We start from the raw sequence: 21,732 nt of genomic DNA, 5'->3' as shown, positions 1-21,732 counted from the left end.
AGCACCGGTACCCGTTACTCGGCTACCTGGGTTACTTCGAGAACAAGACACAGAACATCATGTCGACCCACAGCATCAACAACCAGCCCTTGGCAAAGCTCCTGCGCAGCCAGCTCGAAGCCGCCGTCAAGTCCGCCCGCGACGTCGCCGAAAAAGGCGCCCACGCCGCGCTGAGCCAACTGGCTATTGGCGAAGCCAGCGCCCCCAGCTACCTGACCGACAACTTCAGGCCCCTGCGCCGGCGCCTTCGCGCCCATGGCCGCGCGTTGGGCGACAAAAAGGCCAGCGACGACGCCCAGGGCCTGCAGCACCTAATCTGGGAGGTGGCCTATGAGCACTGGCACCGCATGCTGTTCGCCCGCTTCCTAGCCGAGAACGGCCTGCTGCTGTGGGAGCCGGGTGCGGCCGTGTCGCTGGACGACTGCGAAGCCCTGGTGCAGGAAACCGACCTAGCGATGAATCTGGGCGCCAAGTCTAAGTGGGAGTTCGCCGGCAAGCTCGCCGCCCGCATGCTGCCGCAGGTGTTCAAGCCGCAGAGTCCGGTGTTCGAACTGGCCTTCGCGCCCGAGCACCAGCGCGAGCTGGAGCGTCTGCTGGCCGGGCTGCCGCCAGAGGTGTTCAAGGCCAGCGACAGCCTGGGTTGGGTCTACCAGTTTTGGCAGGCGAAGCGCAAAGACGAGGTCAACGCCTTGCAGGTGAAGATTGGCGCCGACGAGCTGCCAGCCGTCACCCAGCTCTTTACCGAGCCCTACATGGTGGACTTCCTGCTCCATAACTCGCTGGGCGCCTGGTGGGTGACGCGCCACCCTGGTAAGAACTGTCCGGTGCCGCTGACCTACCTGCGAACGCTCGAAGACGGCACGCCCGCCGCCGGCAAGTTCGAAGGCTGGCCCGACCGGCTGGAAGAGTTCACCCTGCTGGACCCTTGCTGCGGCTCGGGTCACTTTCTGGTGGCGGCTTTCCTGCTTCTGGTGCCCATGCGCATGGCGGTCGAAGGCATGAGCGCGATGGACGCGGTGGACGCCGTACTGGCCGACAACCTCCACGGCCTGGAATTGGATGCCCGTTGCGTAGAAATCGCCGTTTTCGCGCTGGCCCTGGCGGCCTGGCGTTTCCCGGATGAGAACGGCGACCCGCTGGGGGTGCGCGCCGACATGCCCGCACCGCAGGTCGCTTGCAGCGGCCTGAAGGTGGCAGCCAAGCCAGAGGATTGGATGGCCCTGGTACCGGATGACGCCGCCAACGCCGCCTACCTGCGTCAGGATTTGCGCCTGCTGCATGCTAGCTTCGCCCAAGCTCCGCTGTTGGGCAGCCTGCTGGACCCGGCGCGCAGCCTGAAGAGCGACTTGGCCACGTCCAACTTCGAGACGCTGCGCGAGCTTCTCGGGCGTGCGCTGGCTGCGGAACGTCCCATGACGGTATGGGAGCAGGCCAGCGAAATGCAGGATGACAGTTGGGACCTAACGCTGACCGCCCAAGGCCTGCTGGATGCAGCCCACATACTGGATGGTCGCTATCACCTTGTGGTGACTAACGTCCCGTATTTGACGCGAAGCAAGCAGCACCAAGCAATGAGGGAGTACTCGGACAATCACTATTTCGACGAGAAGAGTGACTTGGCGACGACTTTCCTTGAGCGTTGCTTGGAGTTGTGCAAAGAAGGGGGAAACGCGTCGGTCGTCCTACCGCAAAACTGGCTTTTTCTAAGTAGCTACAAGAGATTTCGCGCAAAGTCACTGAAGCGTGATGCGTGGAAAGTTGTTGCAAGGCTTGGATACGGGGCGTTCAACACTCCGCTGAACGCTGCCCCGGTTCTGGTCTCCATCGACAGCGGGCTGTACTCTGCAGCTTCGACCGAAGCTCCGTTAAGTCTTCTAGATGTCGCGATGGTGGATAGTGCTTCAGAAAAAAGAGACGCCTTGCGCACGGCGCAAATCAAACGTGTTTCTCAAAGGTCTCAGTTGGCCAACCCCGACTCTGTCGTATCTTTTGGTGAAGTACAACGAGGGCTACCACTGCTCAGTGAGGTGGCAATAGCCTATCAAGGCCTTCGAACGGGAGACATCAATCGATTCATCCAATCTTTCTGGGAGCGGGATGGTTTCTCTGATGGATGGGAGCCATTTCAAACGACCATTGACGACGAAAAGCAGTTGTTCTCCGGACTAACAGGCATGATTCGGTGGGAATCAGGTCGTGGTTCGTTGCACGCATATGCAGAAGCGACTCGAGACCGACTTCACGACATGCACGAAAGTGGGAATCGGGCTTGGAGTCGCATTGGAGTCGCAGTCGAGCAGATGGGTGAACTATGTGCAACTGTGTCCTTGGGTTATAAATTTGATAACTCTTTGGCAGTTATTTTTCCAAGGCAAGATGAATCTTTACTTCCTGCCATCGCCGCCTACTTGAGGTCGGAAGAGTTCAGCGGAAATGTCAGGGAGATTGACCAATCTATCAAAGTGACCAATGCAACCCTTACAAAGGTTCCGTTTGATGTTGGTCACTGGAAAGCGGTGGCAGCGCTTGAATTCCCACAAGGGCTGCCCAAACCGCAATCGCATGACTTCAGCCAAGCAATTTTTCACGGCCATCCAGAACCCTCAACCGACCCGTTGCAAGTCGCGGTTGCCCGCCTGGCCGGGTACCGCTGGCCGGCCGAGACCGACACAGCGATAGTACTGGCCGACGAGGCCCGCGCCTGGATTGCCCGGTGCGACCAACTAGCCGAATACGCAGACGACGACGGCATCGTCTGCCTGCCGTCGGTGCGCGGCGAGGCACCCGCGCATGACCGGTTGCTCAACTTGCTAATTGCTGCCTGGGAGACCGTGCAGCCCGGCAGCTGGAAGCCCGCTGTGCTCGCCAAGCTGCTGGCTGACGCCGACTGCGCCGGCAAGGGCCTGGACGTCTGGCTGCGCGACAAGTTCTTCGAGCAGCACGCCAAGCGCTTCCACCACCGCCCGTTCGTCTGGCATGTGTGGGACGGCCTGAAGGACGGCTTCGGCGCGTTGGTCAACTACCACCAGTTCAACCACAAGAAGCTTGAACGCCTCATCCACACCTACTTGGGCGACTGGATACGACAGCAGGAGGTCGGTGTGCGCGAAAGTATCGACGGCGCGCAAACTCGGCTGACCTACGCCCAGGATTTGAAGCGCCGCCTGGAGCTCATCCTCGAAGGCGAATCCCCCTACGACATCTTCGTGCGCTGGAAGCCGCTGGCCGAACAGCCCATCGGCTGGACCCCCGACCTCAATGATGGCGTGCGCCTGAACATCCGTCCGTTCATGACCGCCGAAGTGCTGCGTCACAACAAGAAGCCCAAGCTCAACATCACCTGGGACAAGGACCGCGGCAAGGATGTGGAAAGCGCGCCGTGGTTCAAGACCTTTGGTGGCGACCGCATGAATGACCATCACCTGACGGTGGCGGAGAAGCAAGCAGCGCGGGAGGCAGATAGGGCTACCCCAGCAGCTCTTTTGAATTGAATGGTTGAAACAGGAGGACGCCAGGTGTTCGATACGGTCACTCAGAAGGAGCTCCGCGCGCAAATGGAGCAGCACTTGCTGATGGTGGAGGAGGTGCTTGGAGGCATGGACCAGTTTGTGCAGGGACTCGAGCGCCGCATTGCCCGCATCGAAGACGGCTTGGGGCTTGAGCCGGAGGGGGTCTCGACCTCGGGGTGGGTGGCCGACCTTCAACGGCTCAAGGCAGAAGTCGCCAAGTTTCGCGAGCGCTGAAGGACTCGACATGACTAGTCCGGATTGCCATCGACTCGACGCGTTGTTGCAGCGCTACGCGATTGGGGGCGACCTGCCTGCGGGCGAAGCCTTTCAACAGGCCTTTCGCCGATTCTTGAAGACCAACCGAGAGTCTCTGTTGGACCTCACGGTGGCTGCGGCTTCTGCCCAGTTGTCGCTGGTTGATGGCCCCGAAGACGTCGACCCGCTGCTACTGAAGGCGATTCACGACACCAACCCATCCATCGACGAGAACAACCTGTTTGGGCTCGATGGTCCGGCTCTGCAGGGCGCTGTGAATACTGCCAAGGGCAAGTACTTCGAGTATCTGGTGGTTGAGAAGCTGAACCAGGGCGAGCAGGTGGGCCCCTTGCTGCTGGAGCCAGGGCAATACGCGGTATTGGCTGAGTCCATGACGCAGCCCGGCTGGGACATGCAAATCGTCGATGACCGCGGCGATGTGGTCGAGTACCTACAACTCAAAGCTACCGACAGCGTGAGCTACATCCGCTCTGCCCTGGAGCGATATCCGGACATCGAGATACTCGCCACCGGCGAAGTGGGAGACAGCGGCCTGGTCCTCGACAGCGGCATCACCGACCACAACTTGCGTGAACACGTCGAGCTGGGCCTAGACGCGGTCGACGGCTCACTGGTCGACTCGTTCCTGGACCACTTCCATCCCCTGCTGCCCTTGGCAGCGATAGCCTTGTATGAGGGTCATCGCTTGTCGGTTGGCCGGCAATCGATGGATGCGTTCAAGCTGGCTTTGGCTCGTCGCAGCCAACGCATTGTAGTGACGCAAACTGTCGGTGCTGCGGTTTACGCCCTGGGCGGCGGCCTGCTGTCATTCCCCGTGGCCGTGGCCGGCGGTTTGGTGTTCGACAGAACCATCAACCAGGCTGCACTCGCAACGTCGTACCGTTCTCATCAAGGGCGCCTGTTGGCGCTTCGCCTTCTCCAACAAGAAAGACAGATGTCCAAGGAACACGGATGAGCTTCTTCAGCTGGCTGGCCAACGGCCTGGGGACCCTGATTGGCGTGGTGACGGACGTGGTGTCAACGGTGGTCGACACCGTGCGCTCCGTCTACGACACCTTCGTCGGCAAGGGGGGCGCCGTCAAGGACGTGGCTGCGGAACAGTCACGCAAGAAGCAAGACCGCTTGCGCGAGGTCAACGACGAAATCATGCATCTGCGAAATCGCGGCATGAGCGGTGGGGGGCTGTCGGACCAGGAGCGGCGGCGCTGGAATACCTTGCGCGAAGAGCGCGAAGAGTTGAAGGGGACGCTGCATCAAGCCAAGGAAGTCAAGGCTGCGGAGAAGATTCTGGACTCGGAGTCGGTGCTGCAAAAGGTCGAGGTCGACCTGGAGACCACTCATGTCCTGCAATACAACGCCTTTGCGGACACCCTGGGCAAGACTTGCACCTGCGGTCGCCAGATGAAGCTTCAGTGGAGGCGCGACCTCAGCGTTGCAGGGCCGAGCGACTTCTATTGGGGATGCACGGGGTGGTACGTGCCGATAGGACAAGGCAAGGCCTGCAATCGCACGGAACCCTTGCAACGTTCGGACTACGGCCTTATGACCGACACGTCCGCCCCTGAGTTCAGCGTGACGGCCGAAGAGTTCGGCGTCATTCTGGAAGACCCCGGCACGGCGAATATTGTGGTGACCAGGGTGAACGACCTGCGTTCGGACCTGGCGGCGCGAAAGCGGGGGGTGGAACTGGCGACCTGCCCCGTGCACGGGGAACACATGGTGTTGCGCAAGAAAGGCAACCCCAGCGGCCTGCTGGACACGTATTTTCTCGCCTGTCCGCATTGGCAGCCGCATGACCAGGGGTGCACATTCATAGAAAAGTTGAAGTCGGGCTCTCAGCTGGCGGCACTGCTGAAGGCCGAAACCGGAAGGGGAATTCTTTGAAGCATCAATCGTCTCGAGCGGAGAAGCCGTCACGCGCCCCCATGTCCCGCGGGAGGTGGAGCGCATGACAGACAGCTTGTTGTCACACCTGTCGGCTGCATTGACCGCCGCGTCAGCCGGCAACAGCCATGCGGCGTCTCCGGTAGCCGCGGTGCTCTGGACAGACAAGGAAAGGCACTGGGAGAGCCTTGTCCAGCGACTGATGTCGCAAATGCCGCAGCTGCTTGCACTGGGCAACTACGACCCGTCGCGCCGCACAGGCCCGGCGATTTGGCTCAAGTGCGCCATTGCTGGCACCTTGCCCGAGGTTCAGTTCCAGGGAGTCCCTGTGGTGTACCTGCCGGGTGTGGGTCGTGCCGAATTGCGCGCCATTGAAAGCTGCCCCCGGGACCTTCAGCCGCTGGCAGAGCTGCAGTACCGGGGCGCGTTCTGGAGTCAGGCCAATGCCAAGGACTGGACGGTTAGCGCCTTCCTCGCGTCCAAGAATGGTGGCCTTGGGCTTGACGTCGCGCAGGATAAAGCGACGCTGGAAGCGCTAGGCCAAGCCCTGCAGGCGGGTGTGTTGCTCGAACGACCGGTAGCGGAGCTCAAAGGGCGGGCCATCAACGCAGAGTTCCTGCTGAGCCTGCTGGCGCCAAACCCCACGCGGGACCTGCTTCAGTGGATGAATGCCCCGGAAGCGACTCGTCTGCAGTGGAGAGATGTTCTGTGGGGCGTGTTCACGAAGCTCTGCAAATCCGACTTTGGCTTTGACCCCGTCGCCGATGGCGTACTGGCGGCCGCAGAGCGTTTGGCTAAGGGGGAAGGTAAGTGGGCCGCCGTCGCAGTGCTTTACCGCGACTCGTTCGCCAGCTTTCCGAACATCTACCCGCTGTTGGCTAAAGTGCAGCCGCCGCAGCTGGGACTGTTTCCGGACCAGGACACCCTTGCAGGCTACCCGCAGGCCAACGAACAGGGCGAGTCTGCTTTGCGCTACGCCCTCTCGGCGTGCGCAGCCATGGACGCCGACCAGGCACGCAAGGCTGTGTTGGCGGCGGAGAAGGAGCACGGGCTTCGCCGCGGCTGGCTTTGGACCCGCATGGGGCAGTCGCCGCTGGCGGCTTCGCTGGAACATCTGGCCGACGTCGCGCAACGGAGCTCGGCCCTCCCCATTGGACAGACGCCAGCAGAATTGGCAGCCAGCTACCAGCAATCAGGATGGCTGGTCGACCAGGCGGCGCTGAAGGCGCTCGGCGGCGTCCATGCCAAGAGCGACGTGGAGCCCGTCAGTGCTGCGTTGCGAGCGATGTACCTGCCTTGGCTGAATGAGTCCGCCCGGAGGCTGCAGGAAGCTGTCAAGGGCGTGGGTGGCCTGACGCCGCTTACGACGCAAGACGCCAGTGCGCCCCAGGACGGCACCTGTACGGTCTTCGTCGACGGCTTGCGCTATGACGTTGCCAGACTGCTGGAGCCGCGCCTTTCTTCGCTGGGCAAGACCAGGCTCGAAGCCAAGTGGACCAGCATGCCCTCGGTCACGGCATCCGGGAAGGCCTGGTGCTCGCCGGCGGCCGGCCTCATTGCTGGCACCACTGAGGATGTTGACTTCGAACCAAGAGTGGCCGCTGATGGAAAGCCACTCTCGGCCCACAACTTCCGGAAGTTGCTGGCCGAGCAAGGCGTGGTGCCTTTGGAGAAGCACGAGACCGGCGACCCTCAGGGCCGCGCCTGGACTGAGGCCGGTGACCTGGACCACTACGGGCACGAACACGGCATTCGTCTGGCGCGCGATATGACGACACAACTTGACCAGGTCGTCGAGCGCGTTGGCGAGCTGGCCGGCGCCGGCTGGAAGCGCATCCGCGTCGTCACCGACCACGGGTGGCTGCTGCTGCCGGGCGGGCTACCCAAGTCGGAACTGGCCAAGCATCAGGCGGAGACGCGATGGGGGCGTTGTGCCGTACTCAAGGACAGCGCCCACGGCACGCCCCTGACCTTCGGTTGGGACTGGTGCAAGGAGGTGCAGGTGGCCTACGCGCCGGGGGTGACAAATTTCACTGCCGGCGAAGAGTACGCGCACGGTGGCATCAGCTTGCAGGAATGCCTGGTCCCGGTCCTACAGCTGGAGTGCGCTAGTGCGGCTGGTGCTGGCGGCGCAGTAACGATTCAGTCCATCACGTGGAAGGGACTGCGTTGCACGATAGTAGTGGTTGGCGCCTCAACGGGGCAAAGAGTGGACATCCGCACCAAGGCAGCGCTGGCATCGAGCTCTCTCGCAGCCAGCAAGCCGCTTGCCGGCGGCAAGGCTAGCTTGGCGGTGGCAGATGACGAACAAATGGGCGCCGCAGCCGTGGTTGTGGTGCTTGGGCCTGAGGGGGAAGTCCTGCAAAAGCAGGCGACCACGGTAGGAGAAAAGTGACGATGCAACTCGACGAACTGGACCGGAAGGCTACGGCCGCCTACGAGGGCTACGTCGTGCGCAAGGACTTGGTGCGCACCTTCAGCCGTCAGTTCCCAGTGCCGACCTATGTGGTCGAGTTCCTGCTGGGTCGCTACTGCGCCACGACGGATGAGGCCGAAATCCAGGAAGGCCTGGACATCGTGCAGCGGCAGCTGGGCTCTCGCACCGTGAAGGCAGGCGAGGAAGAGCTGTTCAAGGCCCGGGCGCGTGAATCGGGCTCCGTGAAAATCATCGACATCATCACAGCTCGCCTCGACTCCAAGACCGACTCCTACGTTGCCACCTTGCCCAGCCTACGGCTAAACGAGGTTCGGCTGACGCCGGAGATGGTGAAGGAAAACGAACGCATGCTGACTGGTGGCTTCTATGCCGAGGTCACCCTGGGATACGACGCCTCGATTGCCCAGGAAAAGGGCGGTCGCCCCTTTGGCGTCGATACCCTGCGCGCCATCCAGCTGTCGAAGCGGGAGGTCCTGGACGCCTTGTCCAAGGGCCGCGAACAGTTCTCAACCGCCGAATGGCGTGACCTGCTTCTTCGCAGCGTCGGCTTCGAGCCGGAGACCTTGCCAGAGAGGGCCAAGGACGCCCTGCTGCTGCGCATGGTGCCCTTCGTCGAGCGCAACTACAACCTGGTCGAACTGGGGCCACGGGGCACCGGCAAGTCGCACCTGTTCCAGCAGGTTTCGCCGTACGCCCACCTCATCTCCGGTGGGAAAGCCACTGTGGCCCGCATGTTCGTCAACAACGCTAGTGGTCAGCGCGGCTTGGTTTGCCAGTACGACGTAGTGTGTTTTGACGAGGTATCGGGCGTCTCCTTCGACCAGAAGGATGGCGTCAACATCATGAAGGGCTACATGGAGAGCGGCGAGTTCTCTCGTGGCAAGGAGAGCATTCGCGCCGATGGCTCCATCGTTTTGGTGGGCAACTTTGACGTCGATGTGGAGCATCAGCAGCGCGTTGGCCATCTGTTCGGGCCGCTGCCACCGGAGATGCGGGATGACACTGCATTCATGGACCGCATCCATTGCTTCCTGCCAGGATGGGAGGTGCCAAAGCTGAGCCCCGGGCTCTTCACCGAGCACTTCGGCCTGGTGAGTGACTTCCTGTCCGAGTGCTTCGCCCAACTGCGTGGCCAGAGTCGCGTGTCGGCTTTGCAAGGGCGGGTCTACTGGGGCGGTGCGCTGAGCGGGCGGGACATCAACGGCGTGAACAAGACGGTAAGCGGGCTGCTCAAGCTCCTTTACCCCGACGCGGAGGCGAAGGTCAGCGACGCAGACCTCGAGTGGGCGGTGCGCTTGGCGCTGGAGGTTCGCCGCCGCGTCAAAGAGCAGCAAAAGCGCATCGGCGCCGCCGAGTTCCGCAACACCCACTTCAGCTACACGCTGGGCGCCGAAGGTGTCGAAAAGTTCGTCTCCACGCCCGAACTGCAGAGCCAAAGTGGCATCGGAGATGAGCCGCTGGAATCGGGGCAAATATGGGTGCTCAGCCCAGGCGGCCAGGATGAGCATCCTGGCCTGTTCCGACTGGAGGTGACCGAAGGTCCAGGCGGTGGCGTGCGTGTCCTCAACAATCCAGTCCCGGCGTCCTTCAAGGAATCCATCCGATGTGCGGAGCAGAACCTGTATGCCAGGGCGCAGCAGTTGGTTGGGGACCGCGACCCTCGGTCGCATGAGTTCTCAGTCCAGCTTCGTGGATTTGACGCCGCAAAATCGGGTGCCAAGACAGGTGTTGGGGCGTTGATTGCTCTGTCCAGTGCGCTCCTCAAGAAGTCAGTCCGGGCTGGTCTCGTTGTGGTCGGCGAGGTCACGCTCGGCGGAACCATCGAGCCGATTCACAACGCGGTGACGCTCGCTGAACTGGCAGTGGAGAAGGGCGCCAAGTCGCTCCTGCTTCCCGTCTCGTGCCGTCGTCAGTTGTTCGACCTCTCAGACGAGATGGCGACGAAGCTGGACATCGAGTTCTATCAGGATGGACGCGACGCGCTTTTGAAAGCACTAGCTGACTAACAGTAAGCGTGTCGCGTGTACAACTGCCGTCGCTTTGCTCATCGTGATGACGCGAACATCACGTCTCAGTGCTCGCCAACCCGGCCCTGAGCTGCTCGCGCGCTTACGCTCAAGGGCTGCCTGCCGGGGTCTTTTTGATGTCGCCTTTCGTCAGAGGGCGAATCTCATCCGCGCGGCCCTCTCGGATGAGGAACCTGTTGTAGCGCGCGGTGCCGATGGGGTTTCCATCACCAGCCGCCTCTAGTGCCTTAAGTTCTGCGACCTCGGTGGCCATGACGTCGGAGGTCCACTCGTAGTCAAAGCCGTCCGGCTCGTCATCCCACAGTTGTTCAGCTGCGCTTTTTAGGGCCTCTCCGACCGCAATGTACACCTGACCGAGGGCGTGAATGTCATTGTCGATGGCAGGGACCTCGAGCGTGGCGGAGCCGGAAATCGTGTGCCGACCCGGCGTTATGTACTCCCATAAGACCCGCAATTCAGGTTGTGCGGGCTTGCCATTGAACAGGTCCTTGTCAAACTCGGATTCGGTGAACGGGCTGGTTGGCGAGAAAGAGTCGACTGAGTTTGGTTGTTTCATGGCCGTAGGTATCGGCAGTAGCCGGCGGATTTTTAGGGCTGTCGCCTTCGCCTTGAGCAGGAGTGCCTGCCTTTCAGCCTGGCCGTGACAGCCCTCCGCTGGCCGCGCCAACTCCGGCGTCGCTCCAAACCCATACGCTCCGGCGGCGTCTTCATGCGATGATTTATGGATGTCAGGCCCAGGCAATTTGGTTGTTCGCTCGGTGGACGCCGAGGGAAGAGCCGCGCTTGCCGAACTGGTTTTAGCTTGGGCGCGTGATTCGGAGACGGGAGAGCCCCGCTACATCCTTGAGCTCGGACCTGACCGGCGCGGCGCCAAGTGCGGCTGTGAGTGCGCAAGTTGTGGGCTCGCGCTGACCGCAGTGAACGCGGCCAAGTCCGAGTTCAAGACTCGCCCGCACTTTCGGCATCCCGACGGCGCCGAGAAGAGCGCGTGCACGGTTCTCGCGGCTCGTGCTGCTGTGCTCAGCCATTTCCGCGAGGAAGGGTGGCTCGAGTTACCACGCCGTCGTATGTCTGCTGAAGCAAGAGGACTGAGCGGAACGCAGTACCAAGCTTGGGTCGAGCGTCCTTCGGAAAAGGTCCACATTTCCAACTTTGACTTTCGGGACCGCGCTTTCGCCGTACTTACGCTCGACGATGGTCGTACGCTCCGAGTCCAGCTCACCGGAACCGCTGGCGGGTCTAGCGCGGACGAGCATGGCGTCCCGCAGCCGACAATTTTCCTCGACCTCCAGGACGTGTCTCTTGCGTCGATGACTCCAGCCGACCTTCGGCGGCGGCTGAGCTTGTTGCCCAACAGCATCTGCTGGCTTGGCCACTGGGATGACGCAGATTTGCAGGCAGCAGCAGAGCGCGCCGCGCGGGCCGAAGCGGAACGATACCTGGATGAGGTGCCTGCAGATTTGGAGCTGCCCGAGGGGCTCGCTCCCGCCTGCAGACGCGAGACTCTCCTGCACTACGAAGTTAAGCGAATCCTTGAGCAAGCCCGCGAGCTCATGGTGCCCGGTCTGAAGGTGGAAGTCGAGGTGCCGTTGCACAGTGGGGGCTCATTGAACGGTAGCTGGAGCCTCGATGCCGAGCGGATTCTGCTTTCGAACGTTCGCTTGGAACATCGCTTCGGTCCGCTCGTGCCGGATGTGTTTTGTGACGGAACCACTGTCGCTGGCGTCCAGCTGCGGCCGCTTCTTGTCGAAGTCACTGTCACGAATGTCATCGATGCAGACCGGATTGGGCGAATTCGGACGGCGGGCGCCGCGGCCCTCGAAATCAACCTGGGTTTGACTGGCGGCCGGGTTACCCGCGACGAACTCCGTCAATTGGTGGTCGAAGAACTCGCCGCAAAGCGTTGGCTCCACTATCCAGAACTCGAGAGGCAACGCGCTGTTCTTCAGACGCGGCTCGAGCTCCAAGCGGCGGAGGAAATTGCGGCAAAGATTGCTGCGGACAAGGAGGCCGCGCGGCTAGCCCAGGAACGGCGCCTGGAGGTATTGGCCACTCCCGCGACCGAAATCGGCCGAAGATTCCTAGCAGCGGTGACAGCGAGGCTGGACGAGGAGACATGGGGCCGAAGGCAACTCGAGGCACCGTCGGGACGACCTTTGATGTCCAGGGCGCAGGAGTTGGTCGCGGAGGCTGTCGGCGACCTATCTATGCATGGGTACCCCGAAGCTGGCGACGTAGGCCTCGTCGGCTTCCACGGTTTGTTGTCCCGTCTTTTGACGATACAGCTGGACCGCGGTGTCGGGTTTCGATTCGAAAGTGCCCTGGAGGCGCTGAATGCTTTTAGGCAATCTCACATCGCGGAGCGCACAAACTTCATCCTGTTCTTCATTGCGGTACGGGCATATCGCCCGGACATCCGAGCGCAGGAATGGTTCACCGATTGGACGAACGAGGTGAAGGCGAGCGTGCAGTCCGGGGAGCGAACCTATGCCCGCAACGCGACGTACGACCGCATATTGACGCTTCTCTTTCCAGAGATGGCCGGCGGACTGTCGAAGGATTTCGGCAAACTCAAACCGTCGACAGGCTATGAAGTCCAACCGCGTTACAAGGCGTCGCACCGAGAGAACGTAGCGGAAAGCGAAGCCTCACCGAAAGTTGCCTCGCCGACCCCGCAGCTCGGTGTCCAAGGTAGCGGTTTGGACGCCGATAAACGAGGCTGGTGGTTGCGGGGACGGGATTTGGACGCTTGGTGCAAGGCCAACCCTGAATCTGCCGCCGCGTTCTTCGGCCAACAGAGCCGAAGAAAGTCCTGACCAGCCGAAGCCTGGGCCTGGTCTAAGCTTTTCACCGACGTTCATCCGGCGCCCGGCCTACTTCGGTCGCGTCCTCCTGGCTCACGAAAATCGTGCACCGCGCCGGCGGTGTTGCTCCGCGGTGCTTTCCGGTTGCGGCGCCGCGGACGAAGACTCCCGCTCGAACCGACAAGGTCGTGGCGGCGCGCTGTCCCGGGTAGCCGACCCCTCCCTCATCAAAAGTAATGATTCAAAAAGTGACAGAAGTTGCATATTATGGTGGTTGGGCCCGGGGGCCAAGGTGTGAGGTGGACCAAAAAAGAGGAGCGTTCGATGTCAGGAAGCGGCGGTGGTGGTGGCGGATTTGTCGATGTAGGCGATGTCGCGTGCAGCAATCTTCGACTTCAAATCCAAATTGCGACTCCGGACCCCGTGGGCATCGCGACAGTTCTGGTGGGCATGGTCTTGACAGTCACCCTCCAGCACTTGGGCGGTCATCAGGTCGTTGCGCTTTTCAATGGCGCCACACGCGTCGGTGGCCTCGCAGGAGGCCAGGTCAGCCGGCTGCGCGATTGCCTCGCCGCGGGCACCAATTATTCGGCTACCGTGCAGAGCATCAGCGGACCGCGCGTGCTGGTCAACATCGAGCCGGTCTAAATGACCGTTGATGTTGTAGGCGGTCTGTACCGCGAGGAATGCGTTCGCCCACAGTGGGACCGGGTCTTCGGTTCCGCCGGGCGTGCTGCTGTTGCCATCGCATCAATGGGTGTCGATTTGACGTTGCACTGCTATTCGACGCAGTCTGCTCGCAACACCTTCATGATGGAGGCGGCCTTGCTGCCACTGGCTCTAGCGGACCAGCCCACTGAGCAGACGCCATCGTTCCGCTACCTGCACGACTCCGCCCCGCCGGCCATCAGAGGGGTCGCCGAACCGGCGCTGCCGCCGCTGCGAATCGAAGGGGAGAAGGTCTTGCGTTTCGGCATGCTCGAGAGCGATGCAATCGTTCGCGCCGTTTGGGCTGTCTACGACCCCCAGAACGTTGGAGCTCCAAAGTCTTTCAGTGCGAATGGCTCACAGGCCGACTACCTCGCGTTGGTGTTAAACGCATACGAGGCACGCACAATGGCCGGCCTTCCTCTCGACACACCACCCGAGGTCTGCGCCGAAACACTTGGCAGGCGCGACGACGCCGCAGTGGTCGTCATCAAGCTGGGGCCAGCTGGTGCCCTCGTGTGGACTGAGGAGGGAGTTCAGACTGTACCTGCCTATCGAACAAAGACTGTCTGGAAGATTGGCTCCGGTGATACCTTTGCTGCTCACTTTGCCTTGGCATGGATGCACGAAGGCAAGACGCCGGTAGAGGCCGCAGACTGGGCCTCTCGAGCCACCGCTTTCTACTGTGAGAACCGAATCCTGCCGACTGCGCAGTTTCTGTCGAACTTCACACCCGAAAAAATTACGACTAAGCCGGAATGCAGGGCTGGCAAGCGTCCCAATGTGTACTTGGCGGGCCCATTCTTCGACATTGCCCAAGTTTGGCTTATCGAAGAGACTCTGGCGCGATTGACGGAGCTTGGACTCGAAGTCTTTTCGCCGTTCCACGACATCGGGCTTGGTGCTGCCTCGGATGTGGTGCACCAGGACCTGGAGGCCATTCAACGTTGCGACATCGTGTTCGCCATTGCCGACGGTCTCGATGCAGGCACCCTGTACGAGATTGGATACGCGCGGGCCCTTGACAAGCCGGTGGTCGTGCTGTCCGAGCGCGAGAGCGACGAGAGCATGAAGATGGCTGAGGGCTCCGGGTGTGTGGTCTGCCGGGACTTCACGACTGCACTCTACAGCGCACTGTGGAAGGCGACCTGCGAATGACCACGGCCCTTCTGCTATCGGGAGGCATGGACTCGGTTTCTATTGCCTGGTGGAAGCGGCCAGAGCACGCCATCACCATCGACTACGGCCAACGCGCTGCCCAAGCCGAAAAGAGAGCGTCGGCGGCGGTCTGTGCTGCCCTTGGAATAAAACATCACGTCGTGACGGTCGACTGTCGCGCGCTGGGTTCCGGCGACATGGCGGGCACTGTGCCGGACGCGACGGCGCCGGCAAGTGACTGGTGGCCCTACCGCAATCAAATGCTCATCACGTTCGCCGTGATGAAGGGAATCGCGTTGGGAGTGCGCACGCTCTACATCGGAACGGTACGGTCCGACGAGGGTCATCGCGACGGCACCAAAGAGTTCGTACGCCTCATGAACGACTTGGTGCAGTATCAAGAAGGCGAACTGAAGGTTGAAGCTCCAGCCATCGGGTTCAGCACTCCCGAACTGGTCAGGCATGGCGAAGTCCCGGACAACATCCTGGCGTGGGCCCACAGCTGCCACAAGGCTGACTTGCCATGCAACAACTGTCGGGGTTGCAACAAGTACATCGAGTCCATGGCTGCGCTGAGCGAGGCAGCCTAGATTGTTGGAACCCTCTCCAAGGGCGCGAGCTTTGCCTTACGGGCCAGTTCGATGGGCGGAAGGAGCCTTCCTCGCATTGGAACCGGCGTCTCCAATGCCTGTGGCAGACCTGCTCTCCCTCTTGCGCGACCGTCGCACGCGGCGAGAGTTCGGCGCTTTGGCGCTAGTTCAACTCGCGAACCTGTTGGGAGTTGCGTGCCAGACTCGCGCGGCACGGGCGTCTCTGTATGGCTTCCCCCAGGAACTTCGAGCATATCCTTCCGCTGGGGCCGTCCATCCGATGCATGTGCTTTGCCAGCGCGAAGGCGCGAGACCATGGGAGCGCTACGACCCGATGCGCCACGCATTGCTCGAAATTCCTGGCACCGAAAGCCTTGCGGACGCGGCGCGCAATTGCGCCAACGAGATGGTGGTCAGCAACGAAGCGACGCTGATAGCGCTCGTTGCTGAACCAGGCAAAACTCACGCCAAATACGAGGCGCCGGAAAGCCTCGTCATGCGCGACGGTGGAGTCGTGCTTGGCTACGTTTCAATCGTCGCTGAAGCACTCGGTCTGAGCTTCTGCCCCCTTGGCGTGACCGGTAACTCATTCGTCGCGCCTCTCGCGCCCAGTGGGGTGCTTCAAGGCGCTGGATTGCTTCTCGTCGGGTCGCGGCCAGCCGGCCCGGTCACGATGTAGCGCTCATCGGCCGTCATGCCATGAAGAAAGAGCGCATCACCGCGCTCGCTCAAATGAGCTCGAACTGCACGGTCTTTGGACCAGACTTTCGACTCGGTCTTGCGCCAGGCTTTGGAGCGCGATGCTGCTTTGACAATGCTCGGACTGCCAATGGCGAGTTGGCCATCTCATACCAGATGACGGCGTCAAGTTCTGACGGCCGCACGTCCACCCTCGAACTGAATTCCAGGAAAAGCGACTCTAGCTTCAGGTAGTCCTTCTCGACTTTCATAGACGTATCGAACAAACCGATAGCCTGTCCAAACCGCAGGATGTGTACGTCTAGGATGGCGACGTCATCGGCGTCCATCCAGTTCCTGGCGACCCAGGATGCTGTTTTTGGCCCGATACCGGGCAATGCGAGCAGCCAGTCTCGAAGCTGCCTTCCAGTCGCGAACGAGGGCGCGTCATGAACGATTGGCAGGCATGCTGCCAAGTACCGAGATTTCTGTGCGGCGAAACGATACCGAACGCGCCTAGTCGCGACTTCCAACGGTTCCGCTAGCCAATCCAGGACGGATTCCTCCGTGGGAATGGCTCTTGGGTTGAATGCGTCCTTCAAGCGCATGCGCTCATACGCTGCAAGCCCCACCTCCGCAGGTATGCCATGACCGCCGAGCAGGCAAGCACCAACCTCTTCGGCAAGACTTCTGCCTAGGCGGTAGCGCAGGGGCGCGCTGTTCATGCGCCGGTTTAACGTTTGAAAGACCCAGTAGGCAGGTGTCGGGAAGGCATCGACAGCGCCCCAGCACACGCCTGGCATCAGTTCAATTCCAGCCGAAGGGAGCTCGGCCTTCAGCACTCCAACCCTCGAGTAGAGAACAGCGGTCTGGGTCATTTGGCGGTACGTCAGGAACCGATGGCGCCGCGTGTGGCTACGCAACGCCCGGGGGTGGCAAAACGAGAACCCTCGCATCTTAACGGCGTCCGAACGGAGCTTGCTCGCAGCATTCGCGAGGCGGACAAGCGTAAGCAGCGACGGGCCCTGGTCAATCTCCGCGGTGATGACGCCGCTGAGCTCGGCTCCGATACTCTCGCTGCGCGGCTGGCGCCCCAACGGAGCTTATCTGTCGTCGCAGCGCGAGGTTTTCGAATCCGAATCTGACGTTAGCGTCGCCGAGCATGGACCTCTATTGCTTGGGCTGGCACCTCGAACTCCTACAAAACATGTTCAGTGGCTCAAGTTCGAGTAGTAGCAGGTCGTCCACGCCGCATGTGCGCCAGGAGCTTCAGAAACTGCGGGGGGACCGCTGCCGTCAGCCAAACATCATTCTCAGCTTGCTGAAACTCGAACCCGGCACGATTCATTGCGTAGCTGTCGACAATCAGAACGACGGGCGCCCCGCGACGTCCCCCGACGGCGGCCGCCGCTTCTTTCGTTGCAGACAGATGGACCGCATGTCGGCTCATTGGCTTCAAGCCTTCACGGCGAATCGCCGGCAGGTTTTTGCGAACAGTTCCGTGATAGAGCACCGGCGGTGGCACTACCGTGCGCAGATTGAGGACGACGGGAACGGAGTGCCCCTGCGCGGCGCGAATTCGAACTCCATCTGGCGACAGCGTGAACCTCGCCTTGTCGTTTGTCGCAACGATTTCGTGGAGTTCGCCCAAGCTCAACATCTGGCCGACTTTCGCGGCACCTTCCATTAGCGCCTCGACCGTGCACCACCCCTCTCGGTCGAGCTTCACGCCCCAGAGTTCGGGCTTGTGCCTAAGTACGCGCGCGAGCAGCCTCGACTTGGGAACAAGGTCGGGCTTCATTCCGCTTCGAACCAAAGGAGCTCTGGAACTAGCCGCTATCAGGCCGAGCCCCGACTTCGCCTCTGCCTTTTCAAAAAAGTATGGGCTAGGCTCCCTAGCATGCTCGCGAGATTCAGCCCGCGCGCGCTCGAACGCCTCGAGCTTTGCTGCTCGGTTGGCAGCTTTGCCGGGCTTGTTCATGGCGTATTTCCCTTGGCGTGCATCAGCGCGAGCTTCGTCTTGAGTTCAGCGAGGACTCTCGGTTCGCTGATGCCAAGCTCGTCGTGAGTCCATACCAGTTTTTCACGACACCATGCCGGCCAGTGCAGACAGTCGTCATCGATTGCGAGCCAATCACGCGGCTGGCGTCGCAAGACATCTGCCCACACTTGCAATCCTCGGGGGGTCGCTACGAAATTTCCTTCGTGCATCTCGGTGTGAAATGTCGCCCCGATGACCCGTTGTTGCAGTGGTGGGGGGAGCCGCTTGGCGGCTTTGGAAAAAGTGTAGTGCCGCACCCACGATGTCGACAGGACAATCTTCATGTTCGGATACGGCTCTAGGGCATCGACAAGTACCTGAGTGTGCTGAAAGAGCGTGTAGCACCCGGGGGCCTTGATGTATGGTCCGCGTCTTGGGTGCCACCAAACATCTTCGTGATGCATGACCCCGTCGTAGTCTAGGTAGAGCACCAGCTCCCCGCGGCCACCCGGGACCTTTGTGGGGGCGAGGCCAGTCATGGTCGGGGCTCTTCGGGAGGCGACCACCAGGCCGGCAACACACTCGACGTTAAGAGCAAATCCGAGCCGTTCGGATAATGTCGCAGCAACGCTCTCGCGTAGTCTTGAAGGCGCTCGGGAGATTCCCGCACCATTCGGCCTGCAGCTATTTTCTCCAGGAATCGGCGCGTTTCGACCACTGCTCTTGTGCGCTCACTTGGTATCGTCATGGGTCGACCTTGCATGCTTCACGGAGCGCAGTTGGAAGGCAGCACGAAGCTGCAAATACTCGCGTTCGGTCAGCCCGACGCCTTCGGAACACAGGACGATGTAGGGGCGACGCTCTTCCGGCTGGCCGGCAAATAGGCCGGTCCCCGAAAGGTGGTCATCGAGAACGACCCAGTTGCCGGCAAACTCAGCGTGTGCGTCGAGCCAGGCCTTGATTTCAGTCCATCGAAGATTCGGACGCGAGCCTTTCGGAGTGGCCATGTCCGAATGCAGATTGTCCACAACAAATCCGAGCCCGGTGCGTATGAGTACCTCTCGCAGCGCGTCGTCGTCGAGAAGCCACCACCATGAGGTCGATAAGACGTATACCGGACAAAACTCGTTGTAGAGCGCGCGCAGGTACGAGCAAGCGTCAGCGTCAAAAAGTGTTTGCCATAGTTCGGCGTGGCGCTTCAAGCTCGCTACGCCGGAGGAGCTGACGCCCGAGAAAGCCATAGCGACGTCATAGCCACCGTATGGCGAGTTCTTGCAGATGACGTCGTCGATGTCGAGAAATAGTACCGTCCGATTGGCCAAGCTCGCTGGTCCCCCATAGCCCGTCAAGCTGCGTTGCCGCAGGGACGTCGTGGCCATTCGGTGATTAGTGAGCATCAAATGGCCCCGCCCATTGCGGACCCCAAGCCTTCGGAAGGGCTATCGCCACCATGTGCATGTCCGAGCTATTTGGAAAGTGTCGCAGCAGCCCTTGCACATGCGCCTTCAAGTCCTCGTTGTCGTAGTCGCTTAAGCATCCGGCGACGAAGAGTTCAAGGAAGGCTCGCGTATGTAGGACCGCTTGGGTTCGCTCATTCGGCACTGTCACGAGGCTTCGCTGTCGAATTGCGTCGCACTCATCCATCAGGGCATGCACGAGGGTGCGTTGTCGTGGTTTCGCTTTGTTGTCGTTTCTCAATCTCGGGCCTTTGTGTATCGAATGCGAAGTGCTTTCGAAGGTTCGGTTCTCCGTCCGGGAACTGCAGAGGCTGTGCGTTGGCTGCTCAGACAAGCGCAGGAGGCGATGCACTCGGCAGTCGGAATCGGCTCTATCCCTGATGCTCCCAAGAGACCGGGTGACAGACAAGAAATTTTGATTACACCTCCCCGTTCAGGCTTGCTCGAGAGGTGGTGGCTACACGCAGTGCGGACGACGCGGTGTCGTCCTCATTTGCAAAGGCCATTCATGGCGAAGAAGACAGTAGGGAAGGGCCACATCACCCTGGAAGAGGTGCGCGACGCCTGCATCGCGTTGCTGAAGCAGGGCAGGCGGGTAGGCCCCTGGAACGTGCGATTGGAGTTGGGCGGTCGAGGCAGCTACACGACCATCAACAAGCACCTCAACGCGCTGGGATTTTCCTCGCACGCATCCAAGACGAGACAAGAAGATGATTGATTGAATGAGGGCGGCCATGATGGTCGCCCTCAACGTCCCTGCGCATTCCGAGGAAGGAGGAGTCCCTCGTATTCAATGGTCGTGGAACCGGGCCCGCCTCTGCCGGCCCCCCGGAATCAGAAAGAGGATTTTGTCGACAAAATTTCGCGCTCGGTCGGCGGGCTGCAGGTCCTTTGTCGTGTTGATTTCCTTGAGCCACAGCGCAAAGCCAGGGGCCCCGGACCCGTTGACACCGGCCGACGTCGAGCACAGCGGATTGCTCAGCCGGTTCAGCGTTCTGGGGCAGGGCTCAAGAAGCTTCCCAGTGTCATTGGAGCGCGAGAGCTCACGCGCAATCTCGTGCTTGACAACGAGAAGCTGGTCATCGTTACTCGGCACGTCGACGCGTGGGATTTGAGGCCTCGCGCGACAGCCGCGAGGACCTGGTCGTCTATGACAAGTCGCAGGGCACGTCCGCGTCGCTGACGATGAACAACGCCGGCGGAACAGCACTTCTTCAGAGGCTTCTTCGCGCAGGCCCGAAGGTCTGACTTGCCGGGTCCGGCCTCTGTAGGGGACGAACGCCCGACGTTCGTCGCATTTCAACGACTGAGTCGGACGGGCTGAACAAAGGTTGGTTGCACCTCGGCGACCTGTCCGATTTTGTCGACAAAATCGTGTTGGCTCCTGGCTCCTGGCTCCTGGCTCCTGGCTCAGTGCGGAGTCCTCGACCAATCGACGTCTGGCGGCGTTGATTCCTCGCACTTCGACGACGACCATGCGGGCGCCGCGGAGGGGCGAGCTTCGAGGTAGCCGAGGAATGTGCGGCCTTGCTGGTCAGTCTCGCCGATTTGGTGGTGGCAGCCGTCGACAAATGGCTCGCCGGCGCTCGTTTCGGAGTCCATGGTCGCGTCCTACTCGGCTTCGTGGCACCGTTCTGCGGTGGCACGGTAGAGACTCTCGCGGGCCGCGTGCATCTTGCGCACGACGGCGTCGCGGAACTCAAGCAGGGCGTAGTGCATCGTGAGGGATGGGCGCCCTGGCGTGCGCGTCAAAATCTGCGACCTCGCTTGTTCCATCTCGTCCTCAATCACCCGGACGCGGCGGCGCAGCTCGTAGTAATCGTGAACGGAACTATCTGCATCGTTGGCGTGGTATCGCTGGAGCACCAGCAGCTCGAACGCGGTTGGACAGGCCTGATGGACCAGCCCGCAATTGCCGAAGACGTATGCCCAGTCGGTAGACAGCAGCTGCGCGCAGTGTTCCTCGGCATTGCCTGGACGGTAGGAGTCTGGGCAGGAGCCCGGGTTGAATTTGCGACGGGCCTTCGTTTCCTGCAGTTCTTCGAGGGAAGGAGGCTGGGTTAGGGTCACGGTCATGGGGTGCTTTCAGTGCGGATTGGGTGGTTGTCGGCCGGACATTGCTGCCGGTGCCGTTCGTGTAGAAGCATCTTTTAGATTCGGGCGGCCTAGACGCAAATGCGCGCAAGCCAACCGTCTTTCCAACGAAGAACGGTGAGAACAGTC

At 61.1% G+C, this 21,732-nt stretch carries 20 protein-coding genes; 12 read left to right on the top strand and 8 right to left on the bottom strand.

Annotation, left to right across the window (positions count from 1 at the left end):
• Nucleotides 1-59: 59 nt before the first annotated feature.
• The 6 genes from QTH97_RS27250 to brxL all read left to right on the top strand — a co-directional run bounded on the left by QTH97_RS27250 (nt 60) and on the right by brxL (nt 10,112).
• Nucleotides 60-3,491, top strand: coding sequence for an Eco57I restriction-modification methylase domain-containing protein (locus tag QTH97_RS27250; RefSeq protein WP_286571655.1), 3,432 nt, complete (start codon nt 60-62; stop codon nt 3,489-3,491).
• Between the two features lie 24 nt (nt 3,492-3,515).
• Nucleotides 3,516-3,743, top strand: a complete 228-nt coding sequence (locus tag QTH97_RS27245) for a hypothetical protein (RefSeq protein ID WP_286571654.1) — start codon at nt 3,516-3,518, stop codon at nt 3,741-3,743.
• A gap of 10 nt (nt 3,744-3,753) precedes the next feature.
• Nucleotides 3,754-4,740 carry a hypothetical protein gene (locus tag QTH97_RS27240; protein WP_286571653.1) on the top strand — a complete coding sequence of 329 codons (987 nt, stop codon included), beginning with the start codon at nt 3,754-3,756 and terminating at the stop codon, nt 4,738-4,740.
• Entirely contained in the window at nt 4,737-5,669 is a 933-nt protein-coding gene (locus QTH97_RS27235; protein WP_286571652.1) for a hypothetical protein, read from the top strand. The genes QTH97_RS27240 and QTH97_RS27235 overlap by 4 nt, the downstream gene beginning before the upstream one ends.
• Before the next feature lie 64 nt (nt 5,670-5,733).
• Nucleotides 5,734-8,064 carry a BREX-1 system phosphatase PglZ type B gene (pglZ, locus tag QTH97_RS27230; RefSeq protein ID WP_286571651.1) on the top strand — a complete coding sequence of 777 codons (2,331 nt, stop codon included), beginning with the start codon at nt 5,734-5,736 and terminating at the stop codon, nt 8,062-8,064.
• Nucleotides 8,065-8,066: 2 nt separating this feature from the next.
• Nucleotides 8,067-10,112 carry a protease Lon-related BREX system protein BrxL gene (brxL, locus tag QTH97_RS27225; protein WP_286571650.1) on the top strand — a complete coding sequence of 682 codons (2,046 nt, stop codon included), beginning with the start codon at nt 8,067-8,069 and terminating at the stop codon, nt 10,110-10,112.
• 109 nt (nt 10,113-10,221) lie between these two features.
• Here brxL and QTH97_RS27220 read toward each other — a convergent pair whose 3' ends face one another.
• Nucleotides 10,222-10,689 (bottom strand): hypothetical protein, encoded by a 468-nt coding sequence (locus tag QTH97_RS27220; protein WP_286571649.1) that lies wholly within the window; start codon nt 10,687-10,689, stop codon nt 10,222-10,224.
• A gap of 361 nt (nt 10,690-11,050) precedes the next feature.
• Between QTH97_RS27220 and QTH97_RS27215 the strand changes: the two genes are divergently transcribed.
• From QTH97_RS27215 to QTH97_RS27195, 5 genes are all read left to right on the top strand, one after another.
• Nucleotides 11,051-12,949, top strand: a complete 1,899-nt coding sequence (locus tag QTH97_RS27215) for a hypothetical protein (RefSeq protein WP_286571648.1) — start codon at nt 11,051-11,053, stop codon at nt 12,947-12,949.
• Nucleotides 12,950-13,261: 312 nt separating this feature from the next.
• On the top strand, nt 13,262-13,585 hold the full coding sequence (locus QTH97_RS27210) for a hypothetical protein (RefSeq protein ID WP_286571647.1): 324 nt from the start codon (nt 13,262-13,264) through the stop codon (nt 13,583-13,585).
• Entirely contained in the window at nt 13,586-14,803 is a 1,218-nt protein-coding gene (locus tag QTH97_RS27205) for a PfkB family carbohydrate kinase (protein WP_286571646.1), read from the top strand.
• Nucleotides 14,800-15,393: a 7-cyano-7-deazaguanine synthase gene (locus QTH97_RS27200; protein WP_286571645.1), complete on the top strand. Its 594-nt coding sequence runs from the start codon at nt 14,800-14,802 to the stop codon at nt 15,391-15,393. Before QTH97_RS27205 ends, QTH97_RS27200 begins: the two co-directional genes overlap by 4 nt.
• Before the next feature lie 334 nt (nt 15,394-15,727).
• Nucleotides 15,728-16,072, top strand: a complete 345-nt coding sequence (locus QTH97_RS27195) for a nitroreductase family protein (RefSeq protein ID WP_286571644.1) — start codon at nt 15,728-15,730, stop codon at nt 16,070-16,072.
• Nucleotides 16,073-16,121: 49 nt separating this feature from the next.
• Here QTH97_RS27195 and QTH97_RS27190 read toward each other — a convergent pair whose 3' ends face one another.
• The 6 genes from QTH97_RS27190 to QTH97_RS37045 all read right to left on the bottom strand — a co-directional run bounded on the left by QTH97_RS27190 (nt 16,122) and on the right by QTH97_RS37045 (nt 19,696).
• Entirely contained in the window at nt 16,122-16,949 is an 828-nt protein-coding gene (locus tag QTH97_RS27190; RefSeq protein WP_286571643.1) for an 8-oxoguanine DNA glycosylase, read from the bottom strand.
• Nucleotides 16,950-17,290: 341 nt separating this feature from the next.
• On the bottom strand, nt 17,291-18,052 hold the full coding sequence (locus tag QTH97_RS27185; RefSeq protein ID WP_286571642.1) for an RNA 2'-phosphotransferase: 762 nt from the start codon (nt 18,050-18,052) through the stop codon (nt 17,291-17,293).
• Nucleotides 18,049-18,591 carry an HAD domain-containing protein gene (locus tag QTH97_RS27180; RefSeq protein ID WP_286571641.1) on the bottom strand — a complete coding sequence of 181 codons (543 nt, stop codon included), beginning with the start codon at nt 18,589-18,591 and terminating at the stop codon, nt 18,049-18,051. The genes QTH97_RS27185 and QTH97_RS27180 overlap by 4 nt, the downstream gene beginning before the upstream one ends.
• Entirely contained in the window at nt 18,588-18,800 is a 213-nt protein-coding gene (locus QTH97_RS37050) for a BPSL0761 family protein (protein WP_353655656.1), read from the bottom strand. Before QTH97_RS37050 ends, QTH97_RS27180 begins: the two co-directional genes overlap by 4 nt.
• A complete protein-coding gene (locus tag QTH97_RS27175) occupies nt 18,784-19,431 on the bottom strand; it encodes an HAD domain-containing protein (protein ID WP_286571640.1) in 648 nt (215 codons plus the stop codon). Before QTH97_RS27175 ends, QTH97_RS37050 begins: the two co-directional genes overlap by 17 nt.
• 7 nt (nt 19,432-19,438) lie before the next feature.
• Complete coding sequence (locus QTH97_RS37045; RefSeq protein ID WP_353655658.1) at nt 19,439-19,696, bottom strand: BPSL0761 family protein; 258 nt, start codon at nt 19,694-19,696, stop codon at nt 19,439-19,441.
• 321 nt (nt 19,697-20,017) lie between these two features.
• Between QTH97_RS37045 and QTH97_RS27170 the strand changes: the two genes are divergently transcribed.
• Nucleotides 20,018-20,227 carry a DNA-binding protein gene (locus QTH97_RS27170; RefSeq protein ID WP_286571639.1) on the top strand — a complete coding sequence of 70 codons (210 nt, stop codon included), beginning with the start codon at nt 20,018-20,020 and terminating at the stop codon, nt 20,225-20,227.
• 893 nt (nt 20,228-21,120) lie between these two features.
• Here the strand turns inward: QTH97_RS27170 and QTH97_RS27165 are convergent.
• Entirely contained in the window at nt 21,121-21,585 is a 465-nt protein-coding gene (locus tag QTH97_RS27165; protein ID WP_286571638.1) for a hypothetical protein, read from the bottom strand.
• Nucleotides 21,586-21,732: the final 147 nt, after the last annotated feature.

The sequence above is a fragment of the Variovorax gracilis genome (genome assembly GCF_030317115.1).
GTDB lineage: Bacteria > Pseudomonadota > Gammaproteobacteria > Burkholderiales > Burkholderiaceae_C > Variovorax > Variovorax gracilis.
The sequence above is the reverse complement of the archived record's forward strand: the minus strand, read 5'-3'. Positions and strand labels throughout refer to the sequence as shown.